25 protein-coding genes, 1 riboswitch and 1 other annotated feature are annotated in these 26,790 nt (G+C 37.6%); of the genes, 15 read left to right on the forward strand and 10 right to left on the reverse strand.

Annotated elements, in window-relative coordinates; genetic code table 11:
• The first annotated feature begins 11 nt into the window (after window positions 1–11).
• Window positions 12–710, forward strand: a complete 699-nt coding sequence (locus QUD79_RS06870; protein WP_184424760.1) for a hypothetical protein — start codon at window positions 12–14, stop codon at window positions 708–710.
• On the opposite strand, the gene QUD79_RS06875 is transcribed toward QUD79_RS06870, so the two are convergent.
• Window positions 707–1,732, reverse strand: coding sequence for a GGDEF domain-containing protein (locus tag QUD79_RS06875; protein WP_286290451.1), 1,026 nt, complete (start codon window positions 1,730–1,732; stop codon window positions 707–709). The genes QUD79_RS06870 and QUD79_RS06875 overlap by 4 nt on opposite strands.
• A 286-nt stretch (window positions 1,733–2,018) precedes the next feature.
• On the opposite strand from QUD79_RS06875, the gene QUD79_RS06880 reads away from it, so the two are divergent.
• The 7 genes from QUD79_RS06880 (at window position 2,019) to QUD79_RS06910 (ending at window position 10,304) form a co-directional block, all read left to right on the forward strand.
• Window positions 2,019–2,486: a (2Fe-2S)-binding protein gene (locus QUD79_RS06880; RefSeq protein WP_184424761.1), complete on the forward strand. Its 468-nt coding sequence runs from the start codon at window positions 2,019–2,021 to the stop codon at window positions 2,484–2,486.
• 1 nt (window position 2,487) lies between these two features.
• Window positions 2,488–4,722: a xanthine dehydrogenase family protein molybdopterin-binding subunit gene (locus QUD79_RS06885; RefSeq protein ID WP_246454985.1), complete on the forward strand. Its 2,235-nt coding sequence runs from the start codon at window positions 2,488–2,490 to the stop codon at window positions 4,720–4,722.
• Between the two features lie 356 nt (window positions 4,723–5,078).
• The gene (locus QUD79_RS06890; protein WP_184424762.1) at window positions 5,079–6,317 is read left to right on the forward strand and encodes a lytic murein transglycosylase; all 1,239 of its coding nucleotides are present in this window, start codon (window positions 5,079–5,081) and stop codon (window positions 6,315–6,317) included.
• Window positions 6,318–6,497: 180 nt separating this feature from the next.
• Entirely contained in the window at window positions 6,498–8,168 is a 1,671-nt protein-coding gene (gene glnS / locus QUD79_RS06895; RefSeq protein ID WP_184424763.1) for a glutamine--tRNA ligase, read from the forward strand.
• 167 nt (window positions 8,169–8,335) lie between these two features.
• On the forward strand, window positions 8,336–8,509 hold the full coding sequence (locus tag QUD79_RS06900) for a hypothetical protein (RefSeq protein ID WP_184424764.1): 174 nt from the start codon (window positions 8,336–8,338) through the stop codon (window positions 8,507–8,509).
• A gap of 138 nt (window positions 8,510–8,647) precedes the next feature.
• Window positions 8,648–9,220 carry a hypothetical protein gene (locus QUD79_RS06905; protein ID WP_184424765.1) on the forward strand — a complete coding sequence of 191 codons (573 nt, stop codon included), beginning with the start codon at window positions 8,648–8,650 and terminating at the stop codon, window positions 9,218–9,220.
• A 193-nt stretch (window positions 9,221–9,413) separates the two neighbouring features.
• A complete protein-coding gene (locus QUD79_RS06910) occupies window positions 9,414–10,304 on the forward strand; it encodes a DMT family transporter (protein WP_221435207.1) in 891 nt (296 codons plus the stop codon).
• Window positions 10,305–10,332: 28 nt separating this feature from the next.
• Here QUD79_RS06910 and trpA read toward each other — a convergent pair whose 3' ends face one another.
• The 7 genes from trpA to aroF are packed head-to-tail and all read right to left on the reverse strand — an operon-like array spanning window position 10,333 to window position 18,109.
• Entirely contained in the window at window positions 10,333–11,160 is an 828-nt protein-coding gene (gene trpA / locus QUD79_RS06915) for a tryptophan synthase subunit alpha (RefSeq protein ID WP_184424766.1), read from the reverse strand.
• Entirely contained in the window at window positions 11,160–12,398 is a 1,239-nt protein-coding gene (trpB, locus tag QUD79_RS06920) for a tryptophan synthase subunit beta (protein ID WP_184424767.1), read from the reverse strand. The genes trpA and trpB overlap by 1 nt, the downstream gene beginning before the upstream one ends.
• 1 nt (window position 12,399) lies before the next feature.
• Entirely contained in the window at window positions 12,400–13,788 is a 1,389-nt protein-coding gene (gene trpCF, locus QUD79_RS06925; RefSeq protein WP_184424768.1) for a bifunctional indole-3-glycerol-phosphate synthase TrpC/phosphoribosylanthranilate isomerase TrpF, read from the reverse strand.
• Entirely contained in the window at window positions 13,788–14,810 is a 1,023-nt protein-coding gene (trpD, locus tag QUD79_RS06930) for an anthranilate phosphoribosyltransferase (protein WP_184424769.1), read from the reverse strand. The genes trpCF and trpD overlap by 1 nt, the downstream gene beginning before the upstream one ends.
• Window positions 14,803–15,471: an aminodeoxychorismate/anthranilate synthase component II gene (locus QUD79_RS06935; protein WP_184424770.1), complete on the reverse strand. Its 669-nt coding sequence runs from the start codon at window positions 15,469–15,471 to the stop codon at window positions 14,803–14,805. The genes trpD and QUD79_RS06935 overlap by 8 nt, the downstream gene beginning before the upstream one ends.
• Complete coding sequence (locus QUD79_RS06940; RefSeq protein ID WP_184424771.1) at window positions 15,471–17,099, reverse strand: anthranilate synthase component 1; 1,629 nt, start codon at window positions 17,097–17,099, stop codon at window positions 15,471–15,473. The genes QUD79_RS06935 and QUD79_RS06940 overlap by 1 nt, the downstream gene beginning before the upstream one ends.
• Entirely contained in the window at window positions 17,096–18,109 is a 1,014-nt protein-coding gene (gene aroF / locus QUD79_RS06945; RefSeq protein WP_184424772.1) for a 3-deoxy-7-phosphoheptulonate synthase, read from the reverse strand. The genes QUD79_RS06940 and aroF overlap by 4 nt, the downstream gene beginning before the upstream one ends.
• A gap of 193 nt (window positions 18,110–18,302) precedes the next feature.
• Window positions 18,303–18,403, reverse strand: a sequence feature (Trp leader region).
• 89 nt (window positions 18,404–18,492) lie between these two features.
• Here aroF and rnm point away from each other — a divergent pair.
• The 7 genes from rnm (at window position 18,493) to rnd (ending at window position 25,010) form a co-directional block, all read left to right on the forward strand.
• A complete protein-coding gene (rnm, locus tag QUD79_RS06950) occupies window positions 18,493–19,362 on the forward strand; it encodes an RNase RNM (RefSeq protein WP_246454986.1) in 870 nt (289 codons plus the stop codon).
• A gap of 54 nt (window positions 19,363–19,416) precedes the next feature.
• Complete coding sequence (locus QUD79_RS06955; protein WP_184424773.1) at window positions 19,417–20,037, forward strand: L-threonylcarbamoyladenylate synthase; 621 nt, start codon at window positions 19,417–19,419, stop codon at window positions 20,035–20,037.
• Window positions 20,038–20,508: 471 nt separating this feature from the next.
• Window positions 20,509–21,189: a hypothetical protein gene (locus QUD79_RS06960; protein WP_184424774.1), complete on the forward strand. Its 681-nt coding sequence runs from the start codon at window positions 20,509–20,511 to the stop codon at window positions 21,187–21,189.
• 165 nt (window positions 21,190–21,354) lie between these two features.
• Window positions 21,355–22,143 (forward strand): segregation and condensation protein A, encoded by a 789-nt coding sequence (locus QUD79_RS06965; protein WP_184424804.1) that lies wholly within the window; start codon window positions 21,355–21,357, stop codon window positions 22,141–22,143.
• A gap of 38 nt (window positions 22,144–22,181) precedes the next feature.
• A complete protein-coding gene (gene scpB, locus QUD79_RS06970) occupies window positions 22,182–22,811 on the forward strand; it encodes an SMC-Scp complex subunit ScpB (RefSeq protein ID WP_184424775.1) in 630 nt (209 codons plus the stop codon).
• Window positions 22,812–22,872: 61 nt separating this feature from the next.
• Complete coding sequence (gene rluB / locus QUD79_RS06975; protein WP_184424776.1) at window positions 22,873–23,736, forward strand: 23S rRNA pseudouridine(2605) synthase RluB; 864 nt, start codon at window positions 22,873–22,875, stop codon at window positions 23,734–23,736.
• A gap of 131 nt (window positions 23,737–23,867) precedes the next feature.
• Window positions 23,868–25,010 carry a ribonuclease D gene (rnd, locus tag QUD79_RS06980; protein WP_184424777.1) on the forward strand — a complete coding sequence of 381 codons (1,143 nt, stop codon included), beginning with the start codon at window positions 23,868–23,870 and terminating at the stop codon, window positions 25,008–25,010.
• A 106-nt stretch (window positions 25,011–25,116) separates the two neighbouring features.
• Here the strand turns inward: rnd and QUD79_RS06985 are convergent, their stop codons facing one another.
• Window positions 25,117–25,476: a DUF3718 domain-containing protein gene (locus tag QUD79_RS06985; protein WP_221435209.1), complete on the reverse strand. Its 360-nt coding sequence runs from the start codon at window positions 25,474–25,476 to the stop codon at window positions 25,117–25,119.
• Between the two features lie 60 nt (window positions 25,477–25,536).
• Window positions 25,537–25,623: riboswitch (cyclic di-GMP riboswitch) on the reverse strand.
• Between the two features lie 484 nt (window positions 25,624–26,107).
• Window positions 26,108–26,764: a 3-oxoacid CoA-transferase subunit B gene (locus QUD79_RS06990; protein WP_184424778.1), complete on the reverse strand. Its 657-nt coding sequence runs from the start codon at window positions 26,762–26,764 to the stop codon at window positions 26,108–26,110.
• Window positions 26,765–26,790 lie beyond the last annotated feature (26 nt).

Raw genomic sequence — 26,790 nt, forward strand, 5'->3', positions numbered from 1 at the left:
GTTACACTGTAATGAAAGTCCTTTTACTTAAGTTGCTTTTGGCTGCCTTGCTATCAGGTTGTAGCCATACAAAGATACACTTAGTCCATCAACAGCTTTCAAAAGCAAAAATTAGTAGTTTAGTTAACGCATTTGAACAAGAAAATATTAATGTTGTTGTATCTACGGCTGTAGTACCGAGTGAATTTCCTGATGTATCTTTAGCAATGAATCCGGGGTATTCAGACTTTGCATTGATAGAGAAAATTAAACAAACGTTAGCTATACATAGCTTGTCGGTTGTTCAGGAGTTTCGTTTTGCACAAGGTCAGCACTTTTATAACGGAAATAATATAGGGGTTTATTTAAAAGACAGTAGTAACCGTGTAATGCCAAGTTATTTGAGAACACAATATTGTAAATACGCTGACGCGACAATTCAATTTTCTAGTAATAATACATTTACTGTCGAATATGAAGCTAATAGTTTAGATAAAGTTGAAAAGATGGAGGACGCTGAACAACAATTAAGTACTATTCGTGGGCACTATGATTTCGATGGGAAAAAGTTATCGTTATTTTTGGAAAATGGTACTACACAACGATTTACTTATGCCAAAGAAGAAAAAGAAACACATTTAGGTCCACGCCAGGCCGATACTTTTAAGCCATTACAACTTCATCAGCAATCTGTTTTAAATTGTGAATTCTTAATTATTTATATGAACTAAGCAGGCTTGAGTGACTGTTCGATCACTACACACCTATTTCTGCCAAGTTTTTTAGCCTGATACATAGCCCTATCAGCCTTATCAAATAGGCTTTCCCAGCTTTCCTTTTCATTAAGTTCAGCAATGCCCAAAGAAACGGATATTGTAGGAAGGTAAGTATTGGTATGTTTCTGAAGAAGCTTAAGTTTTTCAACAGAAGCTCTAATTTTTTCTGCAAGCAGCTCTGCAACTTTGGTTGGTTTGTTATTCATTACAATAATAAACTCTTCACCACCAAGCCTTGCGGCGATGTCATCTGCAGTGATTGATTTTTTAATAATACTAGCAATTAATTGAATAACTTTATCGCCCACTGTATGACCAAATCCATCATTAATTTGTTTAAAATGATCAATATCAATCATGATAGTTGAATGTGTTTTAGATAAGTCAAAAGATTGCAGTTTAGACTGACATCCACGGCGATTAAGTAAACCTGTTAAAATATCTTCGGCAGCTTGATCCCTTGACTCATTTAACTGAGTGCGTAATAAGTTTACTTCAGCATAGGTATGCGTGAGTTCATCAGTTAGAGATTTTCGCTGGCTTTGTGAATTACTAATTAAGTTTATAATAAAACTTATTAAACTTTTTAGAGGCTTATGTTGTGTAAACTGGTTTAGTGCTTTATTAACTTTTCTTAAATTGAAAGCTATTTCTTTTTCATTAACAATTTGAGCGTCAATTTTTTTGAGTGTTTTAGTCAGTGTTTTTTCAAAAGGGGAGAGAATAAACGTTTCAATATTTTGTGCTGCACAGATATGTTCGTTGAATAAACATTCAATAAACACATTGTCTATTTGTCCATTATTGTTTAGCTTCTTTTCGATAGCAGACTTTAGATCCGTACTATCATTACTTACATAATGGTAGGTTACTGCATAATTAATAGGGTTAGGTATTAAGTCGTGATTAGCCATAAAAGCTAATGCTCTATCACTCAATAACTGTGCTTCTTTATAATTATTATTTGTTGTATACACGGATATAACCTTGCTAACTATATATCAAATAACACTGTGCAATGTGTAAGAGCATTAATGTACCTTTTTTGATAGTTCAATTACAGTTAAATTTGAACTAATGTCCATAAAATTATTGATAAAACAGACTATCATAAACCTACGATAGAAAAAATTAACGTTATCCGGTGTTGTTACACCCATTTATCAAGTGATTTATAGCAGAATCGGGCCAACCTATTTATTATTTTAATTAAAAGGTGCTATTGTTAGTTTCATCTAAACTAGGGTAATCATGTGAAAGACTATGGCTAATACAATTAAAATAAATGATAAAACATTTGAAATAGACGTACCTGATGACATGCCACTATTGTGGTTTTTAAGAGATCGCTTGGAATATACTGGCACTAAGTTTGGTTGCGGCGCTGGCCTGTGTGGTGCATGTACTGTTCACATTGACGGGCTAGCCATGCGTTCTTGTGTTTTACCTATAAGTAGTCTCGCAGGGAAGTCAATAACCACAATAGAAGGATTGTCTGAGAATGGTGATCATCCGTTACAAAAAGCGTGGTTAGATAACAACGTACCACAGTGTGGTTATTGTCAAGCTGGACAAATTATGAATGCTGCGAGTTTACTCTCTAGTAACCCTAAACCTAGCGATGAAGAAATAGATTCTGCTATGCAGGGGAATATTTGTCGTTGTGGTACCTATCAACGAATTAAAAAAGCGATTAAGTCGGTTGCTTATGACTTAGCGAAGGAGGTTTAAGATGAATCCTCATGTACTCGAAGCAATGTCGTATGCAAACGATAAACAGGCCTCAAAAAAACTTGAAACACTGAACAGCCAGAGCAGACGAAGTTTTTTGAAAGTTGCATCAATGGCAACTGGCGGTTTAGTTATTGGTGTTAGTTTACCGTCACTCGGCAAAAGTGATAATTCAGTAGGAGAAAGTGACTTTAATCCTAATGCTTATATTCATTTATTTGAAAATGGTGATCTTGTTTTATATTGTGGTCGTTGTGAAATGGGGCAGGGGATAAGTACTGCGTTACCTGGCGCTGTCGCTGACGAAATGGAAGCCGATTGGTCATACGTTACTGTTAAGCAAGGCGAGGGGAATAAAGAAAAATATGGTCCTCAAGCAACAGGTGGCTCTGCAAGTATTCGTGTAATGTTAGAGCCAATGCGTAAAGCTGGGGCTACTGCAAAAATGATGTTGATTGCGGCGGGCGCTAAAGTTTGGAAAACCTCTATTGACAATTGTTATGCTGAAAATCACTTTGTAATCAATAAAGTCAATGGTCAAACCCTTTCCTATGGAGAGCTAGCTACTTTAGCAGCAAATAGTGCTGTTCCTGAAAATCCTCAACTTAAAACTAAAGAGCAGTTTAAATATATAGGAAAGGCTCTTGATCGTCATGATCAAGGTATGGTGGTGGTTGGACAAAGAACCTATGGCGTTGATACTAAATTGCCAGGGTTAAAATATGCCGCTATTGTGCATTGCCCTGTGCTAGGAGGTACATTAAAAAGTGTTGATAAAACAGCTGCATTAGCATTCAAAGGTGTTTCACATGTGGTTGAAATAGAACGTTTGAACGTTCCTTTTGGCTCGGTTGGTGGTGTAGCAGTTGTTGCTGATAACACTTGGACAGCACAGCAAGCTGCTAAGAAGTTAGTAATTGAATGGGACAGCGGGCCAAATAACGTTTACAACACTAAGAGTTATAAAGAACAATTAGTCGCTAATGTTAAAAAACCTGCGGAATTAGTGCTTGAAAGGGGCAATTTAGCCAGTGCCTTTGACAATGCTTCCCAGAAAATATCAGCGACTTATACTGGCGGACATTTATGCCATGCCCCTATTGAACCAAATGCAAGTGTTGTTTGGGTTCAAAAAGACAGTTGTGAAGTGTGGGCTTCGACGCAAAGCCCTGAAGACATTCAAAAAGTATTAGCTGGTTTTTTAAATAGAGATGCTAAAGAAATTAAAGTGAATGTGATGATGGCTGGCGGCGCGTTTGGCCGTAAATTTAAATGTGACTATGTGCATGAAGCTGCAGCAATATCACAAGCGGTAAATGCACCAGTTCAATTAATTTGGTCGCGCGAAGAAGACATGCGAACGGGTTATTATCATTCAATAAATGCCCAACATATTGAGGCGTCGTTAGACAAAGACGGTAATGTGACGGGGTGGTTACACCGAGCCGCTTTCCCTGCGATAGCGTCTTTATTTGATCCTAGTTTAGATCGAGCGCCAGCCAATAGCTTAGGTGATGTTAATAATCACCCTTTTGGTATAAAAAACTTTAGAAGTGAAACTGGGGAGGCACCTGCACACACCAGAATAGGGTGGTATCGTGCTGTTTATGCTATCTTCTATGGTTTTGCCTTTGGCACATTCATTGATGAACTTGCACATAAAGCGGGTAAGGACTCATTACGCTTTTTAAATCAAGTATATGATGCAAATAAAAATCCAGAGCAGCAAGAGCAAGTACAACGTTCAAAAGCCGTATTAGCACTTGCAGCTGAAAAATCAGGGTATGGTAAAGAGCTACCTAAAGGTGAAGCTATAGGTCTTGCTATACATCATAGCTTTCAAAGTTATGTTGCTATGGCAGTTCATGTGAAAGTTGATAAAGATAATATTAAAGTACTGAATGTTGATTGTGCAATTGACTGTGGTCAAGTGTTAAATACCGACGGTGCAACAGCTCAAATGGAGGGGGCGGTCGTTATGGGAATGTCGTTATCGCTTTATACTGAAATAACCTTCAAAGATGGTGCGGTAGTTAATTCAAACTTTCATGATTACCCTGTGCTACGTATTAACGAAATGCCTAATGTAAATGTACATATTATTGATTCTGATAAAAAAGCCACCGGTTTGGGCGAGCCAGGAGTTGCTCCTTTTGCACCCGCATTAAGTAATGCGATATTCGCTGCTAGCGGCAAACGTTACCGTGATTTACCAATGAAACCAATGTCTGTATAAGCACTCGGGCTTCTTGAGCTTCGTGGTTAACCTTTCGAGATAAAAGCCAAGGTATTGTATATGCTTTGGCTTTTTATTAGGGCCTGATTTTTGGGTTAATATAATTATGCCAATCTCACTAACTATGTGATCACTTGTACTGGCTAAAACAATCAACTACTACGTTATTTATTTTATAATTGCCCTGAAAAACTAGTTATAAAAATAAATGCCTTGTATTTGACTGGTTTCACTGCGTATAAAATAGATCACTTAATTAATGAAACTAAAGATTAATTAGTGGTTTATAAAATCGGTTGTGTTACTTTTATACGCTTAACGTATTCAGTCACTGGTAATAAAGGACCTTTTAATTAATGCAGTACTTTCATTTTCCTTCCGTTAATATACGATCCATTTCACAAATTATTAAAGCTTCTCTTATTTCGCTTGGTATTTTATCCTTAAATGTTTCGGCTAGTAACTTTGAACAATGTCAAGTTAGCTTCAAAGAGTCAGCTAGCGAATTAGGGTATTCAGATTATATAACTAACGATGTTATCAATGCCTTATCGCCTATTAAACGCGTAAAACAGTTAGATAATAATCAGGCTGAATTTAGTGAGACTTTTGCTGAATATATTAATAAACGAGTGACAGATTATCGCGTAAGAGAAGGTAAGAAGAAGCTCAATCAACATAAAGAATTACTAAAGGAATTAACGAAAAAATACGGCATACCCGCGCAGTATTTGGTGGCATTTTGGGGGTTAGAGACAAATTATGGTGGTTATAAAGGTAAAATATCAGTATTAAATGCTATTGCTACTTTAGCTTGTGATAAAAGACGTAGCCGCTACTTTACTGGTGAACTCTTTAAACTTTTCGACTTAATTGATAGTAAAAGAGTTGCGGTAGAGCAACTAAAAGGCTCTTGGGCTGGGGCAATGGGGCATATGCAATTTATGCCTACAGCATTAAAAGCCTATGGTTTAGACGGAGATAATGATGGTCGTGTTGATGTATGGGAAAGCGAAGCGGATGCGTTAACATCGGCTGCAAATTATCTACATCAAATTGGTTGGCACACCAACCAGCGCTGGGGTAGAGAGGTAAAATTACCAGAAAACTTTGATTATACACAAGTAGAGCAAGACAAATTTTATCCATTAAATAATTTTAAAAACTTAGGTATCACAACTGTTTATCAACAACCACTTGCTAACTATAAAATCAATGCCGAACTCTTTTTACCTGCCGGGCATCATGGACCTGCCTTTTTAGTTTATCCTAACTTTAAAGTGATTATGAAGTGGAACCTTTCTAAAAACTATGCCACGGCGGTAGGCTTACTGTCTGATCGTTTAGTTGGCGCAAAAAAACAAACGTATGACCCTTTAGATAAAAAGCAACGATATACACGGGAACAGCTAAAGTTATTGCAAGCTAAATTACAATCTTTAGGCTATAAAACAGGCAAACCTGATGGCATTTTAGGCCCTAATAGCCGAAAGGCGATACGTTCATTTCAACTAGCTAATCAGTTAGTTGCTGATGCTTATCCAAGTCTTGCGGTGTTCAATGCGGTTGAATTAGATAAAACAGCGATTAATTAGCACGATTATATACCGTATTTTAACGATAAAGTAATTGAGCTAATGTGGTTTTGTCCTATGCTAGCAGTTAATTCAATAAAAAAGATAAATACTCGAGCTTTGTTGCTATTCGCCACTAATAACTGTTGTTATAATGCTAACCAATTGACTGTTAATTTTATACTTTTAGAGGTTCTGTAGATGTCGGAAGCTGAAAACCGTCCTACCAATTTTATTCGCCAAATTATCGATGCTGATCTGGAAAGTGGTAAACATACCAATGTACAGACACGTTTTCCGCCAGAGCCTAATGGTTATTTACATATTGGCCATGCAAAATCTATTTGCTTAAATTTTGGTATAGCACAAGATTATAATGGTTTATGTAACTTACGTTTTGACGACACTAACCCTGAAAAAGAAGATATTGACTACGTAAACTCCATTCAAGCGGATGTTAAGTGGTTAGGCTTTGAGTGGGCAGGTGATGTACATTATTCGTCAGGCTATTTTGACCAGCTTCATGGTTTTGCTGTTGAGCTTATAGAAAAAGGCTTAGCTTACGTGTGCTTTTTAAATGCAGAGCAAGCAAAAGAATATCGTGGCACACTCAAAGCGCCAGGTAAAAACAGCCCTTATCGTGAAACAAGCATTGCTGAAAATATCACACTGTTTGAAAAAATGAGAAATGGCGAGTTTAAAGAAGGTGAATGCACCTTACGCGCAAAAATTGATATGAGTTCAAGTTTTATGTGTATGCGTGATCCTGTGATATACCGCGTTAAATTTGCTCACCATCACCAAACTGGCGATAAGTGGTGTATTTATCCGATGTATGACTTCACTCACTGTATTTCTGATGCGCTTGAAAAGATTACACACTCGTTATGTACGCTAGAATTTCAAGATAACCGCCGTTTATATGACTGGGTAATTGATAATATTACTATTGATGCTCGTCCTCGTCAGTATGAATTTTCACGCTTAAACTTGGAATATACGGTAATGAGTAAGCGTAAATTAAACTTGTTGGTAGAAGAAAAGTTAGTTAGTGGTTGGGACGACCCACGTATGCCTACAATTGCAGCATTTCGACGACGTGGTTATACGCCAGCGTCATTAAGAGAGTTTGCTAAGCGTATCGGTGTGACAAAAATGGATAATACCGTTGAAATGGGTGTACTTGAAGCATGTATTCGAGAAGACTTAAATGACAATGCGCCGCGTGCAATGGCAGTACTTGATCCTATTAAATTAGTTATTGAAAACTACCCTAATAATAGTGAGGAAGAGCTGACTGTAAAAAATCACCCAAGTGATGAAAGCCAAGGCACTCGTATTGTACCTTTTGCTAAAGAAATATACATTGAAGCGGAAGACTTTAGAGAAGAAGCTAACAAAAAATATAAGCGTTTAGTGTTAGATAAAGCTGTGCGTTTACGTGGCGCGTATGTTGTTACGGCAACGCGTTGCGATAAAGACGAAGCTGGTAATGTTACTACTGTCTATTGTCACTATGATCCAGATACTTTAGGTAAAAATCCGTCTGACGGCACTAAGCCTAAAGGTGTTATTCATTGGGTAAGTGCGCAACATGCAGTTGATGCAACAGTGCGTTTATATGATCGATTATTTACAGTACCAAACCCTGGCGCAGCTGAAGATTTTCAAGCAGTAATGAACCCAGAGTCACTTATTGTTATTACCAACGCCAAAGTTGAGCCTTACTTGATTAATGCCCAAGCTGAACAGGCATTTCAATTTGAACGCCAAGGCTACTTTTGCTTAGATAATAAAGAGGCAAGCGAAGGTAACTTAGTGTTTAATCGTACGGTTGGTTTACGAGATACTTGGGCTAAAATTGGCGATTAGTGCTAAAGTTTAGCCACAGTTAAACCGTTTATTTTAAGAATAAACGGTTTTATTATTGCTAGAGTATTGATTAGGGTGAAGGTCATATTTGGTGTGTTCTTGCTTTTTTGCTAGTGCCGGTATACGCTAAATTAACGTTAGTTGTTACTCATTCTCAGAAGGATATTATGAATACTTTATATAGATGGTTAATTATTGCCGCTTTATTTATTGCAGCACTTGTTTCGTATAGCTACGGAATTACCGAAGGCGTATTTCTATTTGTAATTGCTGGCTTTGTTTTTGAATTAACATTTTGGTTTTCAATTTTTGGTAAGAAAAAAACACAAAAACGAACATAATGCACATTCTGAACTGTTAAAACCGGTTTGCACTTAGTATTGAATGGCTCTGTTAATGCTGATTAATTGTTCCATTTTATAAGTGAAAGCGATAAAATTACAACTATAAAAACCATACCGACACTTAAGGAAAAGTTAATGAAATATCTATTACCCTTCATTTTAATAATTTGCTTTACGCAAACAGCGTTTGCACAAGAGCCTTTAACCAAAGCGCTAGTTGAACAATATTTTAGAGCCACTAAAGATTTTCAACAATTAAAAACAACACATCCAGAACTTGCTAATAAAATGGATAACCTTACCTTAATGGATAAAAACCAGTTTTTATCAACAATGAAAGGTCTTTCATTTTATCCAGAAATTAATCGTGTAATAAAAGCAGCTGGCATTAAAGATTTAGAACAAGTGTATGACCTTAGTTTGCGCCTTATTGGCGGCTTAATGTCTATGAATATTGAGCAAATGCCTGAAATGGCTAACATTGATGAACTAATAGCAGCCAAGCAAAAAGTAGCTGAAAAAATGAAAAGCTCGAATACACCAGCAGAGGCACGCGATCAAATGTTACAAATGATGGAAACACAAACAAACAACATGATGAAAATGGTGAATTTAAGTAAAAATGCTTCAGCTGAAGATAAAAAATTTGTTAAAGATAATGCTGATTGGATCATGAAAAACATGCCACAAGATTTAGACGAACACTAAATTTTTATAGTGTAATAGTTGGAAAAGTAATTAAACAAATCAAAATAGGGCTAAATCCTGATTGGAGTTAGCCCTATTTTTTTAACGCCTAAAAACGCCAATAACTGTATAGCTAAATAAATGACTCAATTGTAGATAGGTTTTATTTAACCTTTAGTTATACTATTGCTTAGTATTACTGTTGGCCAACAATGTGAAAATCACCTTAAAAAAATTCATTCCATTTCTCTTTGTTATATTGTGGAGCACCGGCTTTATTGGTGCTAAATATGGCCTGCCTTATGCTGGTACCGGCGACTTTTTAAGTATTCGTACTGTCGGTAATATATTAATCTTTATCCTATTATTACTTTTATTAAAACAGCCAAAACTAAGCTTAAAACAAGTTTTACATTCCATGGTAACTGGTGTTCTCATTCATGGTGCATATTTAGGTGGCGTATTTGCTGCTATCGAACATGGAATACCTGCCGGCGTGACAGCAATCATTGTTGGTTTGCAACCACTGTTAACGGCTTTTATTGCAATGTATTTATTCAAAGAGCTATTAAGTCGAACTCAATGGCTTGCACTTGCCATTGGTGTATTGGGTATAGCTTTAGTGGTATCAAGCCAGGTTGACTTATCAAAAGTAAGTGTGGGTGCGTTGATTTATGCATTTATTGCTTTACTGGGAATAACTGTTGGCACCTTATATCAAAAAAAATTCTGTCAGCACCAACCATTATTACCTTCAGTATTATGGCAATATATCGCCAGTTTAGCGGTGTTTTTACCTTTAGCTTATGTACAAGCGGCCCCACAAGTTAGTTGGCAGCCTGAATTTATTTATACTTTACTTTGGTTAGTGATTGCTTTGTCGGCGGTGTCTATTTTATTACTTTTATATATGATTGAGCATGGAGCCGCGTCGAAGGTAGCTAGCTACTTTTATTTAGTGCCACCAGCTACAGCATTTCAAGCTTGGTTATTGTTTGATGAAAGGTTATCACTCGTTAGCATTATCGGGATGATAATATGCGTTGCGAGTGTTTATGTTATTACACATAAAACAAATAAATTGAATATAGGCTCTAAACCCTAGTATTTAGAGCCTCGGGATCTAGCGGTTACTAAGCTGTTGCTGCTTTCATCGATTGAATAAACTCACGTAAACTCGAAAGCATTGTCTGGTTATCAGCTAAATTAGCTTCAATAATTTTAACTACTGCCGAACCGCTAATAGCACCAGCTGCACCGGCGTTAATTGCCTCTTTCACTTGTTCTGGAGCTGATATACCAAACCCTATAACGGCAGGTGGTGCATTGTTGGCCTTTAGTGTTGCCACCAAATGGTCGGCTGGCGTTGTGGCTTTGGTTTCTGTGCCAGTAACACCCGCGCGACTTAACACATAAGTATAGCCCTTGCTGAAATTAGCAACGTTAATTAAGGTTGTCTCACTACCATTTGGCGGTGCAATAAATATTGGTGCAATACCACTTTTTAATGCTGCGGCTCTAAAAGGCTCGCTTTCTCTAATCGGCAAATCAGCAATAAGAATAGAATCTACACCAGCATTTGCCATATCTTGATAAAAATTTTCAATGCCACGGGCAAAAACAAGGTTACCGTAGAGTAATAGTCCAATAGGTATATTAGGTGCATATTCTCGAATTTCTTTTAATATACTGATACATGTATCAGTATTTATTCCTGACGATAACGCACGTATTGCAGCTTGTTGAATAGTTACGCCATCGGCGCTCGGATCTGAAAATGGAATGCCTAGCTCTAGCGCATCTGCACCAGCATCAATTAAGGTTTTTATGATCGCTATTGATTGCTCTGCATTTGGGTCGCCAATCATAACAAAAGGAATAAATGCACCTTCGTTTTTGGCGGCTAAATTAGCAAAACATTGCTGGTATCTGTAACCTATGGCTGAATGTTTTTGGCTCATTAGTTTTGCTCCTTCTGTATTGTCTTTGCAGTTTCAGGGTGTAATACCGCTTGTACATGAGCTAAGTCTTTATCGCCACGCCCGGATAGGTTAACTAAGAAGATAGTTTCTTCAGTAACACCTTCTGCCATTTTTAATGCTTGAGCTAACGCATGAGAAGACTCTAGAGCAGGTATTATTCCTTCGCAACTTGCTAGAGTCTGAAATGCTGCTAATGCTTCATCGTCATTAATAGGCACATATAGCGCTCGTCCAGATTCTTTTAAATACGCATGTTGTGGACCAACTGCAGGATAATCTAATCCTGCAGATACTGAATAAGACTCTTCGATTTGGCCGTATTTATCTTGCATAATGTAAGTGTAATTGCCGTGTAACATACCTTTAGTTCCCGCAGATAAGGTCGCACCATGTTGATGAGTATTTATTCCTTTACCACCAGCTTCAACACCAATAAGTTTAACCCTTGGTTCGTGAATAAAGTCATTGAACATACCTATTGCGTTTGAACCACCGCCAACACATGCAATAACGTAATCTGGCAGTCTACCTTCTTCTTCAAGTAACTGGACTTTAGCTTCTTCACCGATCATTTTTTGAAAGTCGCGTACAATTGTTGGGAAAGGGTGCGGGCCAGCAGCTGTGCCTAGCAGGTAATGGGCATTGTCATAATTTGCAGACCAATCGCGTAACGCTTCATTAACGGCATCTTTAAGTGTACCACCGCCTGCAGTAACAGGAATAACGGTAGCACCCATTAACTTCATTCTAAAAACATTAGGTTGTTGACGCTCACAATCAACTGCACCCATATAGACACGACATTTTAATCCAAGTAATGCACAAGCTATTGCGGTAGCAACACCGTGTTGGCCAGCCCCTGTTTCTGCAATAATCTCTGTTTTACCCATCTTTTTTGCTAATAACGCTTGACCTAATACTTGGTTGGTTTTGTGTGCACCACCATGTAATAAATCTTCACGTTTTAAATAAATTTTAGCGAGAGGGTTTGGCGTTAAATTACGCGTTAATGTTAACGGCGTTGGGCGGCCAGCATAACTTGTTAGCAGTTTATTAAATTCAGCTTGAAATGCATCATCTGTTTTAGAAGCAATAAATGCTTGCTCTAATTGCTCGAGTGCTGGAACTAGTAGTTCACCAACAAACATCCCTCCAAATTCACCAAAGTAAGCGGGTAACGCCTGTTGAGTCGTAGTTCTTTCAGTTTGATTTGACATATTAATAATTCCGTATTTGCGTGAACACAGCTTTAAGCTTCTCACGACTTTTAATTCCAGGGCTAGATTCAACACCTGAGTTGAGATCTAAACCATATAACTCTTGAGTGGTTAACAACTGTGTTGCGTTTGCAATATTGTTAATGTTAAGGCCACCAGCTAAAAAGCAGTGTGATAAATCTTGTTCAGTTTCCGATAACACTTGCCAGTTAAAGCTTTGTCCACTACCCGCACTTTTTCCATCTAACACAAAGTGGTGTGCGTTTATATTTAAGGGAGGGACAGACGAATCTACAGCGAGCGCCTTCCAAACTTGACAGTTTTTAGGAAGGTTTTCTTGTAACGATCTTATATAAGCTTCACTTTCATTACCATGGAGTTGAACTGCATGTAAGCTTAATTCTTTAGCTGTTTGAGCGACAAAATCAATAGGGTGATCAAGGAACACACCAACATAACGTAGGCTTGGAGTAGCAGTAACAATTTTTTGGGCAATTTCGTTTGAAACCCAGCGGGGTGATTTATTAGCAAAGATTAAGCCGCCATATTGTGCGCCACTGTCTTTTGCCATAGCAGCATAATCTGGTGAAGTTAATCCACACACCTTGTTGTTTCCATAAATGAGGGTGCGACATGCAAGGTCAATGTCATCTTGAGCCATTACCGAACTACCTACTAAAAAACCGTCAACTGCGGGAGCAAGCTCTCTCACTTGGTCGTTAGTATATATGCCAGATTCTGAAATGACGATGCATTCATCTGGAAAGCTGGGCGCAAAGTCAAAGGTTGTACCTATATTGGTTGATAAATCACGTAAATTACGATTGTTTATGCCAATTAACTTAGCCCCAAGTGCTATCGCGCGATCACGCTCCTCTGCATTCGACACCTCTGTTAAAATAGCTAAGTTAAGCTGGTGTGCTACTTTAGCTAGCGCTTGATACTCTGTATCGGATAAAACACTAAGCATTAGCAATATTGCATCAGCACCGTAAAAGCGAGCAAGGTACACTTGATAACTGTCGATAAAAAAATCTTTATTAAGTACAGGGCAAGAAACGGTATCTGTTACTATTTTTAAATACTCATATTTACCTTGAAAGTATTTTTCATCTGTAAGCACCGAAATAGCCGCTGCGTACTTGTCATATATCTGACAAATAGCTTTTACGTTAAAGTCAGGACGAATAAGGCCTTTAGAAGGCGAAGCTTTCTTACATTCTAAAATAAACCCCGCTTGTCCATTATTTTGCTTACGATCTAGCGCAGCATACATATCTTTTGTTGAAGGTGTTAATTCATTAACAAAGCTTGATAATGGCTTTTGTTTTTTCAATTGCTCAATTTCAATTCGTTTGTTAGCAACTATTTTCTCTAATACATTTGCCATTATTGTTGCTCTCCATTTGAGATAGATGCCATTAATTCAAGTGTTGTTAAACCTTTACCTGAAGCTAATACTTGAGAAGCTATTTCAGCTGCTTGTTGCAAATTATCCGCTTTGCCATGTAAATATAATAAGGCTGCACAATTAACAATAACTGCTGCATTATGAGCAGGCTGGCCATTACCAGATAAAACTGCTTTGATAATATCTGCGTTCTCTTGAGGTGTGCCTCCTTTGATATCATCAAGAGTGTATAGATCGTTTGATAAACCAAAATCAGTTGGCGTTATTATTTTCTCAATGAGTTCACCATTACGTATTTCTGTTACTTGTGTTGCACCATGTAATGCAATTTCATCTAAACCACTTCCATGCACAACCCAACCACGTTTAACACCAGTTAATACTAGGCTTTTTGCCATTGTTGGAATTAAGGTTGGTGTATAAACACCTAACAACATCACCTGTGGACATGCAGGATTAACTAAGGGCCCTAATATATTGAACAGCGTTCTTATCCCCATTGCAGCACGAACAGGGGCAGCATGTTTAAAGCCAGGATGATAGGCAGGGGCATACAAAAAGCACAAATTAGATTTTGCGATACATTCACTCGCAACTTCAGGCGCCATCACTAAGTTAACGCCAAGCGCTTCGAGTAAATCAGCGGAGCCAGACATGCTAGATACACTTCTGTTACCATGCTTTGCCATTTTTAAGCCGCATGCTGCCCCAAGAATAGCGGCAGTAGTTGATATGTTAATTGTATTAGCGCCGTCTCCACCTGTACCAACACAGTCAGCAACACCTGTAGGCTGCGCAGGAAAGTCTGCAGCGTAACTGCGAACGGCTATGGCAGCGCCAGAGATTTCTTCGGGGGTTTCCCCTTTCATTTTTAAAGCAGTAAGTACAGAAGCAAGTAAAGCCGAGTCTACCTTTCCAGCGAATACACTACTAAAAAATTCTTGAGCTTGTTGTTGGCTTAGAGAGTGCCCTTCAACAAGTAACTGCAGCACATTAGGCATGACATGCTCCTGATAAATTATTAAGGATTAACTGCTCAATACTTTGAGCTAATAAAGTACTACCGTAAGTGGTTAATATAGATTCAGGATGAAATTGAAACCCTAACGCGTTATCTTGTTCATGAGCAATCGCCATTGGTAATAATTTATTTTGTTCTGTTTCAAAATGTGCAATAAGTGTTAAACACTTTGGCATGTCGGTGGCGACTAATGAGTGATAACGAGCAACCGGTAATGGGTTGATAATATTCTTAAAAACAGTTTCACCCGTATGAGTAATACTTGAGGCTTTTCCATGTACTATTTCAGGGGCAGACCCAATAGTACCACCGTAGTGCGCTATTAATGCTTGATGCCCTAAACAAATACCTAAAATAGGGTATTTGCCAGCAGTTTTAGCAATCAGTTCCATCAGGCAGCCAGCTTTACTTGGTTCACCTGGACCAGGCGAGAGTACAATAATTACAGGATCTGGGCATTGCTCTATTTGCTTTACAATAAACTCTGCACTTAATGTGTTGCGATAAATTATTGGCTCAAAGCCTAAACATTGAAATTCATCAACGAGGTTATAAGTAAATGAATCTAAATTATCCAGCATGAAAATTTTTGCTCTAACCGGCTTTTTAATCGTTGTGGTATTGTGTTGGTTTATTGACATTAGCTCACCTCCTGTGACGAATGCTGACTTGTTGTATTTTCCATTGTTGCAGCTTTAATAACAGCGTTGATTACAGCTTGTGCCTTTTGCCTTGTTTCATCAGCTTCTGCTTGTGGGTTAGAGTCATAGACAACACCAGCACCTGCTTGAATATGAGCCACAGCATTTTTCACAAAAGCTGAACGAATAACAATACAGGTATCCATATCACCTTCACCAGTAATATAACCTACTGCACCGCCATAACTGCCACGTCGCTTGCCCTCGAATTGTCGGATTAACTCAGTTGCTCTTACTTTAGGTGCACCTGATAACGTCCCCATATTCATGCAAGCTTGATAGGCATGCAAAGCGTCTAAATCGTCAGACAAAGTGCCACACACACGCGATACTAAGTGCATTACGTGAGAGTAGCGGTCTACTTTAAGTAAATCTGCGACATGTCGACTCCCGGGTTTGCACACTCTAGCAACGTCGTTGCGAGCTAAATCTACAAGCATTATGTGCTCAGCAAGTTCTTTTTTATCTTGTCTAAGTTCTAATTCAATCCGGCAATCTAAATCTAATGAAAATTCACCATTTGCTTTATAGCCCCGGGCTCTTGTGCCTGCAATAGGATAAATTTCAACTTGTCTATTATGTTGTTGATATTTAATGGCTGACTCAGGCGAAGCACCAAACATACAGAAATCATCATCTTGTAGGTAAAACATGTAAGGGCTTGGGTTACTTTCTCGTAATGATAAATATGCGTTAAAAGTATCTTTACACGGCAAACTAAATGTTCTTGAAGGTACTACTTGAAAAATATCACCTGCTTTTATATGCGCTTTTAATTGATTAACCGTATTACAAAAATTTTCATCGCTAATATCCGTGATTACCTCTATGGGATGATTAAGCATAACTTCACGTGTTTTTGGAGGGGCAATATCACTTTCAACTAATGTTTTAATAGCAGAAAGTCGACGCGCTATTTCGAAATGACATTTACGTTGATTCTTGCCCGAAAAAACATTGGCAATAATTTCAGATGAACGATTTTCGTGGTCAATAACTACTAATGTTTCTGCCAAATAATAAACATAATCGGGGCAGCTATTTTCACCATCTTTAACGTTGGGCAGCTGCTCACTCATAGTGATCATATCAAACGCAAATGCTCCTCCTAAAAAAACAGCAAAAGGATGGTTGTTTTCATTTTTTAATTGGTTAAATACACGTAAACTTTCAAAAGGATTTATTGCTATTAATCGTGACTTTTCGTCAAGTGCCTGGTCAACCTCAGGGAAAACCGCAACAAGGGTTTTATCTTTAAAACTTATTAGTGCATGTTCAGATATGTGTTTAGCCGCAAATTCAACAGCTGCTTCACCATTTAAGGTTAATGGTTTGAAGCTGACAACATTGCCATTACAAACAATTTTTACAGCCGCATCAACTAGTAATAAACTTTTTAATTGGTGTTTTTTGTCAATTTCTGCCGACTCTAATAAAAGATTGTTGGTGTTGTTACCACAGAGTTTTTTGAATAAAGTCAGTGGATCGGCTTGGTATTTTGCTTTGCCAGAAAGCGTATCAACGCGACCAATTGCTAAATTGTCGTTTGGGTTATATATCGCTTTCATAATGATTTACCTGCCGCAGTAATAAATGGCTTGATGTCTGCCATTAAGGTGGCAAAGTCTTCAGCTGTTAACGCTTGGTGACCATCTGATAGCGCTTCTTTGGGATTTAAATGAGCCTCGACAATAATACCATCAGCACCGACTGCAACAGCGGCTCTTGACAATGGATTAATTAAAAACTTTACGCCAGTACCATGCGATGGGTCTACCAAAACGGGTAAGTGAGATTTTTCTTTTAGATAGGCGACTGAACTTAAATCTAATGTGTTTCGTGTGGCTGTTTCGAAGGTGCGGATACCACGCTCACATAAGATAACGTTTGAATTGCCTGCATTAATAATGTATTCAGCCGCCAATAATAATTCTTCAATCGTTGCGCTCATGCCGCGTTTTAACAATACCGGCTTATCTTGCTTACCAAGGGCTTCAAGTAAACGGAAATTTTGCATGTTACGCGCGCCTACCTGGTAACAATCAACGTAGTCGTACATTAATTGTGCATCACTAGGATCAATTATTTCTGAAACAACGGGCATGTTATATTTGGCTTTAGCTGCTTTAAGTAATTTAAGGCCTTCTACACCTAAACCTTGGAAGCTATAAGGGCTAGTGCGAGGCTTGAATGCACCTCCACGTAATAAGGGAATTTTGTGCTGTGTTAGCATTTGAGCTACGCCAAAGAGTTGATCTTGGTTTTCAACTGAACATGGACCAGCAATTACGGTAAAGTTACCACCCCCCACCTTTACACCGCCAATAGAAACCACTGAATCATGAGCTTGTAGCTCACGGCTTACTAATTTGTAGGGGCTTAATACGGGTTTTATTTCATCTACCATAGGATAGGCGTCAAGATGAAGTTGGCTAAGTACACGTTCATCGCCCAATGCGCCTAAAACGGTACGCTCAATGCCTGGCATATATAGTGGTTTAAGACCTAAACTGGCAATTTTGTCTAAAATTTCTTGCGCATCACTTTCTGATGCTTGAGGTTTTAATATGATGATCATTTTCTAAATCCTAATCTAGTTATTAATACCACTTCGTATCAAAAGGTTATGGTGTTTTATACGAAGTGGTCTAAGGCTTGGTCAACCGGCGTAAATAGGCTGAAGCCACCATATAAACCAACTTTTAACTCTGGTTGTTAACATGTTTAAATCCTAATAATTTGTTAAATATTGTATTTTTTAAATGCTAAAAATGAAAAAACCCGCTCAAAATAAGCGGGTTTTCGGAAAATTTTTACTGAAATATAGCAAACTATCACAACCCACTTATGTAGAGTTATGCCACCACCAAATCAAAGAAATAGTTTGTTTTACTTGTATCATTATCATTATTACCTGAGTAAAATAAGTTTTGCTAAAAATCCCCTATAGAAGAACTGATTATGTCGCTGATGTCAACCGAAAATTTATTAGACTTCTCAAACCGCCGTGTCGACCTACACAGTCACACGAAATGCTCAGATGGTGGGTTAACACCTCAAGAGTTGTTAGATAGGGCCGTTAACTTTCAATTAGATGCACTTGCGATAACAGACCACGATACGCTAGCCGGACTCGATATTGCGAAAAAGCATATAATAGATAAAAATCTTCCTATAACTTTGATCGATGGTATAGAAATTTCTACTTCATGGCATAATTTTGAGATACACATTGTAGGATTAAATATTGATGTTAAAAACGCTGAGCTTAACGCCTTAATTGGGCAGCAGCAGATTGCAAGAGAGCAGCGTGCAGCAAGTATGGGCGACAAACTCGTTAAGTGTGGCCTGCCTAATATCTATGAACAAGCGAAACTTTTAGCACAAGAGGGTTCAATTACACGCGCACATTTTGCTAAAGTTTTATTTCAACAAGGCCATGTGTCTACCATGCAGGGTGCTTTTGATAAATATATTGGTAAAGGTAAGCGCGCATTCGTAAAACCAACTTGGTGTTCAATTGAAACGGCTATTGACGTTATTCATAAAGCTGGTGGTAGTGCAGTGATGGCGCACCCTATACGGTATGATATGACAGCAAAGTGGTTGAGGCGATTAATCGAACAATTTAAAGCTGCTAACGGTGATGGCTTAGAAATTGTTTTACCACAAATGAATAAAGAACAACGAAAAAACATGCTAAATTATTGTTTAGAATATGATTTATATGCTTCATTAGGATCAGACTTTCATTATCCAAGCAAGTGGGCTGATCTAGGAAAAAACCTAACCTTACCCGAAAACTGTAAACCTATTTGGCTGCAATGGTAGCACGCTAAATTTCAGTTGCTATAATTTAAATGCCAGAAGAAGAGGACCCTTATTATGAGCCAATATTTTTATGTTCATCCTGAAAACCCACAAGGTCGGCTAATGAAACAAGCTGCAGAGATGATTGATCAGGGTGGTGTTATTGTGTATCCAACAGAATCAGGCTATGCACTAGGTTGCCATATTGGCGATAAAAAAGCGTTAGAGCGTATTTGTAGTATTAGGGATATCAGCAAAACACACAATTTTACTTTAGTGTGCAAAGATTTATCAGAGCTATCAGAATATGCGCGTGTAGATAATACAATATTTAGGTTGATAAAAAATAACACCCCAGGGGCATATACCTTCATTTTTAAAGGTACGAAAGAAGTACCTAAGCGGTTGCTTAACCCTAAAAAGAAAACGATTGGCATACGTATTCCCGAAAACCCTATCGCTCAAGCACTACTAGCAGCATTAGGAAAACCCATTATGTCTACGACATTAATTATGCCTGGCGAAGAAAGAGCTGAATTTGATCCTGAGCATATTCGTGATCTTTTAGAGCATCAAGTGGACTTAATTATTGATGGTGGTTATCTTGGTGAAAAACCCACTACTGTAATTGACTTCTCTGAAGGTAGTGGTGAGATTGTTAGAGTTGGGCAAGGAGATCCAACGCCATTTGACTAAAAAAACTTTCGGTGGGTTAACCCTGTTTTTAGATTTTACAGCGACTTGTTTGGCGTTTATACAAAGTTAAGCTTATGTTATGTGCTTGCTCCCCATAAATAATTAAAATGTCATAGAAGTACCAGACTAGACACTTTTTTTCGGATACGGTTAAACATGATTTGTTTTTGTTCTCTGCATGGAAGTAGGAAATTAATGTAACGTAGGAGCAGTTACCGAAAATCCCCCTCATACAACCAAAGCTTTGTTTCTATGCCCTTAAATTCTGGCTCAGAGAGCACTTAATTAATGAAACTGGTATAAATAATGAAAAAGAAATTTAAAGGAAATAATCAAATGGAAATAATGTGGTTAAAAACAAAACTAGCCTGCAGTTTACTCTTAATAACATTTAATATTCATGCTAATTCAACTGAAACTAAAAATATCAACAAGGGTAATCAATAAGCTAATAAAATTAGTAAATCTTGTGTGGTTGAAAGTGAAAGAAGTAAAAAAAGACGGTTACATACAGGAAAAGAAAGAGCTGATATTTTTGTTCAAATGGACTCATTTAGTGCTTATTTTGACGGTTTTAAAGAAAAGATGGATAGTGTGCCTACTGAAGATAAGTTAATTTATGCGTATGCATCTTCAGGAATAACGGCTATCGGACTTCAAACTACTTTTATGCCTATATTATTAGGTTATTGCAGTACAGATATAGCAATTAAAAATAAATGTAACTATGAAATGGGTAGTTCTGATGGGGGAAAAATCGTCTTGGAAACCACATGGAATAGTGCAATCCAATATACCATGACACAATCAATTGTCGATGCAGGAGCAACGGCTAAAATAAAAAAAATGATTGTTTCTACTGAATTACCCAACTACTGGAATGGTTCCATGACTATTTTTGATAAAGATGGTTCAAAGTCTGATTACACTTGGTCTAGAAGTGAGGATGGCACTGAGTATTTTCACTCAGAAAGTATTGGCGTTTCAAAAACTTCAAGTACAACTTTCACTGAATACTCTGATTGCTCCGCGGATGTTATATACACCAAAAAAGATATGGAAATAAAGGCTGATTGGGTTGTAATTAATGAAAAGACAACAGGAAAATTTAAATATTGTAATAAGAGGGGGTGTCGAAATGGGGATTGGTAAACGGGTTTTAAGGGCGTGATATTTAACTGCTGTGCATTGATATACATGTCATTGTGACATACTGTTGTTATTGAATATAAAAACTTAATATTTATCGAGCTTATAAACCTCTAACTAACTAATAAGACAGGTAAGAATAACGTGAATCAACATCAGTTGGGGGAAATGCAACAACAACAGTTGCCATTGGCTTTTATTCGAGGTGAAGCTTTCATAAATAAACCTCAAGACTTATTTATTCCTCCTGACGCACTGGAGGTTATTTTAGAAACGTTTGAAGGACCGCTAGATTTATTACTTTATCTTATTAAAAAACAAAAGTTTGATATTCTCGATCTTCCTATTGCTCCTATAACCACGCAATATATGCATTATGTTGAACTAATGAAAAACATAAAGATAGAGCTTGCGGCTGAGTATTTAGTGATGGCGGCAATTTTAGCAGAAATTAAATCACGTTTATTATTACCCAAGTTACAAGTTGAAGATGAAGAAGTTGATCCTCGTGCTGAGTTGATTAGACGTTTACAAGAATATGAAATAATTAAAAAAGCCGCTGACAGTATAGATCTTTTACCTAGAATGGAGCGGGACTTATTAAGCGTTAATACTAGGTTACCTGATAACTTACCAATGCGTGACAACGACAGCGACGTAGAACTAGCTGAATTAGTTAGTGCGTTAAATGCCGTATTAGAACGGACGAAAGCTTATGAGCATCATCATATAGCGAAGGAGTCGCTATCAACAAGAGAGCGTATGAGTGATATTTTAGCAATGCTTACTAACCAACAAGAAGATAACTTTGTAGCATTTGAACAATTATTTAACGTTTTAGAAGGACGCAACGGTGTTGTTGTAACTTTCTTAGCATTATTAGAGCTCATCAAAGATGATTTAATTGAATGTATTCAAGCGGATAATTATGGAAGAATTAATGTGCGAGCTAAATAATAATTTTGGCGGAAAACACGCATAATAATGGTAAACTAATGACAAGTTTAAGTAGGCATAAGTTAATACAATTGATTGAGGGAGCTATTTTTGCTTCGAGCTCTCCTTTGTCTTTAATCAAAATCAAACAACAATTACTGGTTGATTATAATGTTAATCACCAACAAGTTATTGATGCAATTGGAGAAATTGAAAGTGCTTACCAAACTAGGGCTATCCATTTGGTAGAGGTTGCCTCTGGATACCGTTTTCAAGTAGTCGAAGCGATCGCTAGTGAAATTGCAATTTTATTTCAAGAAAAAGCGCCCAAGTATTCGCGAGCAGTTTTGGAAACCTTAGCATTAATTGCCTATCGCCAGCCTATTACACGAGGTGAAATAGAAGATGTTAGAGGTGTTTCAGTAAGTAGTCATATTATTAAAACATTATTTGAACGTGATTGGATAAAGGAAGTCGGTCATAAAGAAGTGCCGGGGCGCCCAGCACTATTAGCAACGACAAAAGAATTTTTAGATTATTTTTCGTTAAAATCATTGGCACAGTTACCAGAACTAATGCCATTATCAGAATCTTCAATAAACGATATTAAAATAAAAGGAACAGATATCGTTAAAGAAGATAATACTCAAATAAGAGAGACAGAAACAAGCACTAAGCGGAATAAATAAATAGTCCAATTGGTATAATAGCTTAAGCTATGATGTTACTGACGTAAGAGAGTTATAATTCATGTCTGAAAAATTGCAAAAAGTATTAGCCCGTGCGGGCAAAGGTTCGCGCCGCGAAATGGAAACGATAATTAGCGCAGGCCGTGTAAGTGTTAATGGTAAAGTTGCTTACTTAGGTGATCGTGTAGAAGGTAGCGAACAAATTAAAATCGATGGCCATTCTGTTAGCTTACAAGCCAAAGACGATGAAATTTGTCGGGTGCTAATGTACAACAAGCCAGAGGGTGAAATGTGTACGCGTAAAGACCCTGAGGGTCGGCCGACAGTATTTGACCGTCTACCAAAACTTGATTCAAGTCGTTGGATCGCTGTTGGTCGTTTAGATATTAATACTTCAGGTATGTTGCTTTTTACTACCGATGGTGAACTTGCTAATCGTTTAATGCATCCTTCACGAAAAGTTGAGCGTGAATATGCGGTGAGAGTGTTTGGTGAAGTTAACGAGGCCATGCTACAACGCTTAAGAGCAGGCGTAAAATTGGAAGATGGCCCAGCGCGCTTTCAAAAAATAACTTACCGTGGTGGTGAAGGCCGTAATCATTGGTTTCATGTAGTGCTGTCGGAAGGACGAAATCGAGAGGTACGTCGCTTATGGGAAAGCCAAGAGGTGCAAGTAAGTCGATTGATCCGTGTACGTTATGGCGATATGGAAATGAAACGCCAATTACCTTCTGGCGGTTGGACAGAGCTTTCATTAAAAGAAGTTAATTATTATCGACAATTGGTGGGGTTACCACCAGAAGTACAAAGCAAAGTTAAAGTTGATGAAAAAGTAATGGATAACGCCAAAAGTCGTCGCATTCGTCGTTCAGTTAAAAAACATCAAACCAGACATCAGCAATCTACTCGCAGACGCCGAAGTTAAACGAAGTTTCGGTAAAGAACATAAGTATCAATAAAGTGCTTACTTATAAAATGAAATATGCCGTATGTGCAGATAAACGATGACTTTTTTGAGCCGCTAGCATTTGGCATGACAACGCAGTAGGAAACTTAGTGCAAAAGAAATACATTAATGAACAAAATGATTTAGTGGAGTTATGTCATCATTTAAAAAGTTCTGACGCTTTAATGATTGATACAGAATTTGTCAGGACTCGAACTTTTTATCCAAAATTAGGGTTACTACAAGTTTGTAACGGAGAATACCTTGCATTAATAGATCCATTGGCGGTTGATGACCTGTCGCCTTTTTGGGCATTAATAGCAGATGAATCAATAGAAAAAGTGGTTCATGCTTGCTCCGAAGATTTAGAAGTTTTCTTAACTCATGCTAATTGTCGTCCGAAAAACTTAATTGATAGCCAGATAATGATGTCATTCTTAGGGTATGGTTTATCAATAGGTTACGCTGCCATGGTAGAGCACTTTTTAGGTGTTTCATTAGATAAATCAGATTCTAGAACCGATTGGCTTAAACGGCCATTGTCTGATAGCCAAATTGTTTACGCACAAGCTGATGTCGATTACTTATATCAACTTTATCCTACACTTAAATCACAGCTGCAATTAACACCTTGGTTTGAAGCGGTAAAGCAAGAAACTCAGATGATGATCGAGCGAAAATATACGCCAACGGATGCTAGCCAACTCTATCGCAATATAAAAATGAGTTGGCGATTAAATGCTAAACAGCTAAATTTGCTAAAGCAGCTCGTTATTTGGCGGTTTGAGCAAGCTCAAAAAAGAGATATGCCTATTGGTTTTATTGCCAAGGATCATACGTTATTTGGTCTTGCTAAAGTCAATCCTAAAAGCATAGAGGTTATGGGAAGTATTGAAGGAGTAGAGCTTTTAGATGTGCGCCATAAAGGCAAAGCAATGTTAGCCGTTTTAAATTTTGCAAATAAAATGAGCGAAGATGAATACCCAGAGCCACTTAGCCGTTTAGATGAATATCCTGGTTATAAGCAAACGTACAAAAAAGTAAAGAATTTTATCGCAGAAATAGCAAAAGCGAATGAAATTGCAATTGAAAACTTAGCCTCAAAAAAACAAATAAATCAATTTTTGACTTGGCACTTTAACTTGCCAGGTGAGTTAATTAATATTGAACAGGTAGATCTTTTACGTAATTGGCGAAAGAGCCTATTTGGTGAACAACTTTTAGCGTTTGCAAAAGCTGAGTTTGTTAGCTAAGAAAAAATTGAAGTGGAAAAAAAAGCCAGTATTAACTGGCTTTTTTAAATGACAGAAGAATTATTAACTGTAAAACATTATTACGAATGTCCACTAGCTAATAAAATTAGCTGCTAACGCGTTCGTTAGCTGCGTCTATCAATGGTTGCGATCCAGTCTGAATAAGCGCTAGGTTATCAGACACAACACTCTTTGGTAATTTGCTAATTATCATTGAGCCTGTATCGATAGAACCCGCTGATGCGGCAAATTCTAACAAGTTTTTCCCATTACACTGAATACCATCAAAAATATTACGAATTTTTAATTTATTCGTCTTTAAAAAAGAACGCATGCGTCTCTTGTCGTCAGCAGCTACATATTCACATACGCTTTGGGCGATGTTAGCAGCTTGTGCCTGAGGTACAGATACAACAGACGTTAATGTTAAAGCAGTGATAGTAGAAACTAGTAATAATTTTTTCATTTTAATAACCTTTTAATTCATGAGTTAATAAAAGAAAAAACCACAGGATGTACCTATTAACTCGGTAACTCCGCTGTCATAGGTTATCGAACCCTTAGACCGGTGGTTTTGCGTAACACGTTTTCGCGTGTTTTGCCTTTTCTTTGTCTACTTTAGTATCGCGAATGGCTAAGCTAATTGCAAATTTAATGCTACTATTATTTGCTTTGAAGGACTTGTTATTTTGTAGTTTATTGATTTTTATAGTTATTAAGTTAACTCTAAGTGTTTAATTTGACTAAATGTACACATATCTGCAATCAAATGGTAATAAAAAAGGGCAGTAAAGCCCTTATTTATTAAGAATATCTTACAAAGTCTATAGGGCGTGTTGAACTTTCGAGTACGAATTTTGTACGAATTAAACATGATTTAATTGAGGCGTAGCGAGTAAAGTGTAGTTATTCTACATAAATGAGCTAGAACAAAAAATAAATCATGTTTAAACGTATCCGTAGGACAGCGCTTCTTTGGCTTTTCTACGGCGTTTTCACTTATTTATGGGGAACAACCCCACTACATAAGTTCAGCCTTGTATAAACACCAAATAAATCGCTGCAAAAATGTACAGCAAAGATCAACACGCACTAGTTTAAAACTGCATTTCGGGTACATTCTCAGGAATGACAAGCTCACCCGCAGTAAGTTTAACGATTTCTTCAACCGTTACACCGGGAGCACGTTCAAGTAAATGAAATTTACCGCCTTTAATTTCAATGAACGCAAGATCAGTAAGTACTCGTTTTATACACCCTTTACCAGTTAAAGGTAACGTACAGTGTTTTAATAGTTTAGATTCACCGTGTTTTGATGCATGTGTCATGGTTACGATAATATTATCTGCGCCGGCAACTAAATCCATTGCGCCGCCCATGCCTTTAATTAACTTGCCAGGGATCATATATGAGGCAATATTACCATTAACATCAACTTCAAAAGCACCTAATACGGTTAAGTCAACATGTCCACCACGGATCATTGCAAAAGACTCTGCAGAGTCAAATATTGAAGCGCCTGTTGCCATAGTAACAGTTTGCTTACCTGCATTAATGAGATCTGCGTCTATTTCTTCTTCTGTGGGAAATTGTCCCATGCCTAATAAACCGTTTTCTGATTGCAACATAACTTCCATACCTTTAGGTACGTAATTTGCCACTAAGGTCGGAATGCCTATTCCTAAGTTTACGTAGTAACCATCTTGTAATTCTTGTGCGACACGCTGTGCCAATTGCTCTCTTGATAAAGCCATTATTAACTCCTTACAGACTCTAGGTA

Source organism: Thalassotalea piscium, assembly GCF_030295935.1.
In the GTDB taxonomy this organism is placed as follows: domain Bacteria; phylum Pseudomonadota; class Gammaproteobacteria; order Enterobacterales; family Alteromonadaceae; genus Thalassotalea_B; species Thalassotalea_B piscium.

Excerpts from the sequence above, each read along its gene's own strand:
- QUD79_RS06870 (WP_184424760.1), top strand. The coding sequence starts at position 12 with ATGAAAGTCCTTTTACTTAAGTTGCTTTTGGCTGCCTTGCTATCAGGT.
- QUD79_RS06880 (WP_184424761.1), top strand. The coding sequence starts at position 2,019 with ATGGCTAATACAATTAAAATAAATGATAAAACATTTGAAATAGACGTA.
- QUD79_RS06885 (WP_246454985.1), top strand. The coding sequence starts at position 2,488 with ATGAATCCTCATGTACTCGAAGCAATGTCGTATGCAAACGATAAACAG.
- QUD79_RS06890 (WP_184424762.1), top strand. The coding sequence starts at position 5,079 with ATGCAGTACTTTCATTTTCCTTCCGTTAATATACGATCCATTTCACAA.
- glnS (WP_184424763.1), top strand. The coding sequence starts at position 6,498 with ATGTCGGAAGCTGAAAACCGTCCTACCAATTTTATTCGCCAAATTATC.
- QUD79_RS06900 (WP_184424764.1), top strand. The coding sequence starts at position 8,336 with ATGAATACTTTATATAGATGGTTAATTATTGCCGCTTTATTTATTGCA.
- QUD79_RS06905 (WP_184424765.1), top strand. The coding sequence starts at position 8,648 with ATGAAATATCTATTACCCTTCATTTTAATAATTTGCTTTACGCAAACA.
- trpA (WP_184424766.1), bottom strand. The coding sequence starts at position 11,160 with ATGAGCCAAAAACATTCAGCCATAGGTTACAGATACCAGCAATGTTTT.
- trpB (WP_184424767.1), bottom strand. The coding sequence starts at position 12,398 with ATGTCAAATCAAACTGAAAGAACTACGACTCAACAGGCGTTACCCGCT.
- trpCF (WP_184424768.1), bottom strand. The coding sequence starts at position 13,788 with ATGGCAAATGTATTAGAGAAAATAGTTGCTAACAAACGAATTGAAATT.
- trpD (WP_184424769.1), bottom strand. The coding sequence starts at position 14,810 with ATGCCTAATGTGCTGCAGTTACTTGTTGAAGGGCACTCTCTAAGCCAA.
- QUD79_RS06935 (WP_184424770.1), bottom strand. The coding sequence starts at position 15,471 with ATGTCAATAAACCAACACAATACCACAACGATTAAAAAGCCGGTTAGA.
- QUD79_RS06940 (WP_184424771.1), bottom strand. The coding sequence starts at position 17,099 with ATGAAAGCGATATATAACCCAAACGACAATTTAGCAATTGGTCGCGTT.
- aroF (WP_184424772.1), bottom strand. The coding sequence starts at position 18,109 with ATGATCATCATATTAAAACCTCAAGCATCAGAAAGTGATGCGCAAGAA.
- rnm (WP_246454986.1), top strand. The coding sequence starts at position 18,493 with ATGTCGCTGATGTCAACCGAAAATTTATTAGACTTCTCAAACCGCCGT.
- QUD79_RS06955 (WP_184424773.1), top strand. The coding sequence starts at position 19,417 with ATGAGCCAATATTTTTATGTTCATCCTGAAAACCCACAAGGTCGGCTA.
- QUD79_RS06965 (WP_184424804.1), top strand. The coding sequence starts at position 21,355 with ATGCAACAACAACAGTTGCCATTGGCTTTTATTCGAGGTGAAGCTTTC.
- scpB (WP_184424775.1), top strand. The coding sequence starts at position 22,182 with ATGACAAGTTTAAGTAGGCATAAGTTAATACAATTGATTGAGGGAGCT.
- rluB (WP_184424776.1), top strand. The coding sequence starts at position 22,873 with ATGTCTGAAAAATTGCAAAAAGTATTAGCCCGTGCGGGCAAAGGTTCG.
- QUD79_RS06985 (WP_221435209.1), bottom strand. The coding sequence starts at position 25,476 with ATGAAAAAATTATTACTAGTTTCTACTATCACTGCTTTAACATTAACG.
- QUD79_RS06990 (WP_184424778.1), bottom strand. The coding sequence starts at position 26,764 with ATGGCTTTATCAAGAGAGCAATTGGCACAGCGTGTCGCACAAGAATTA.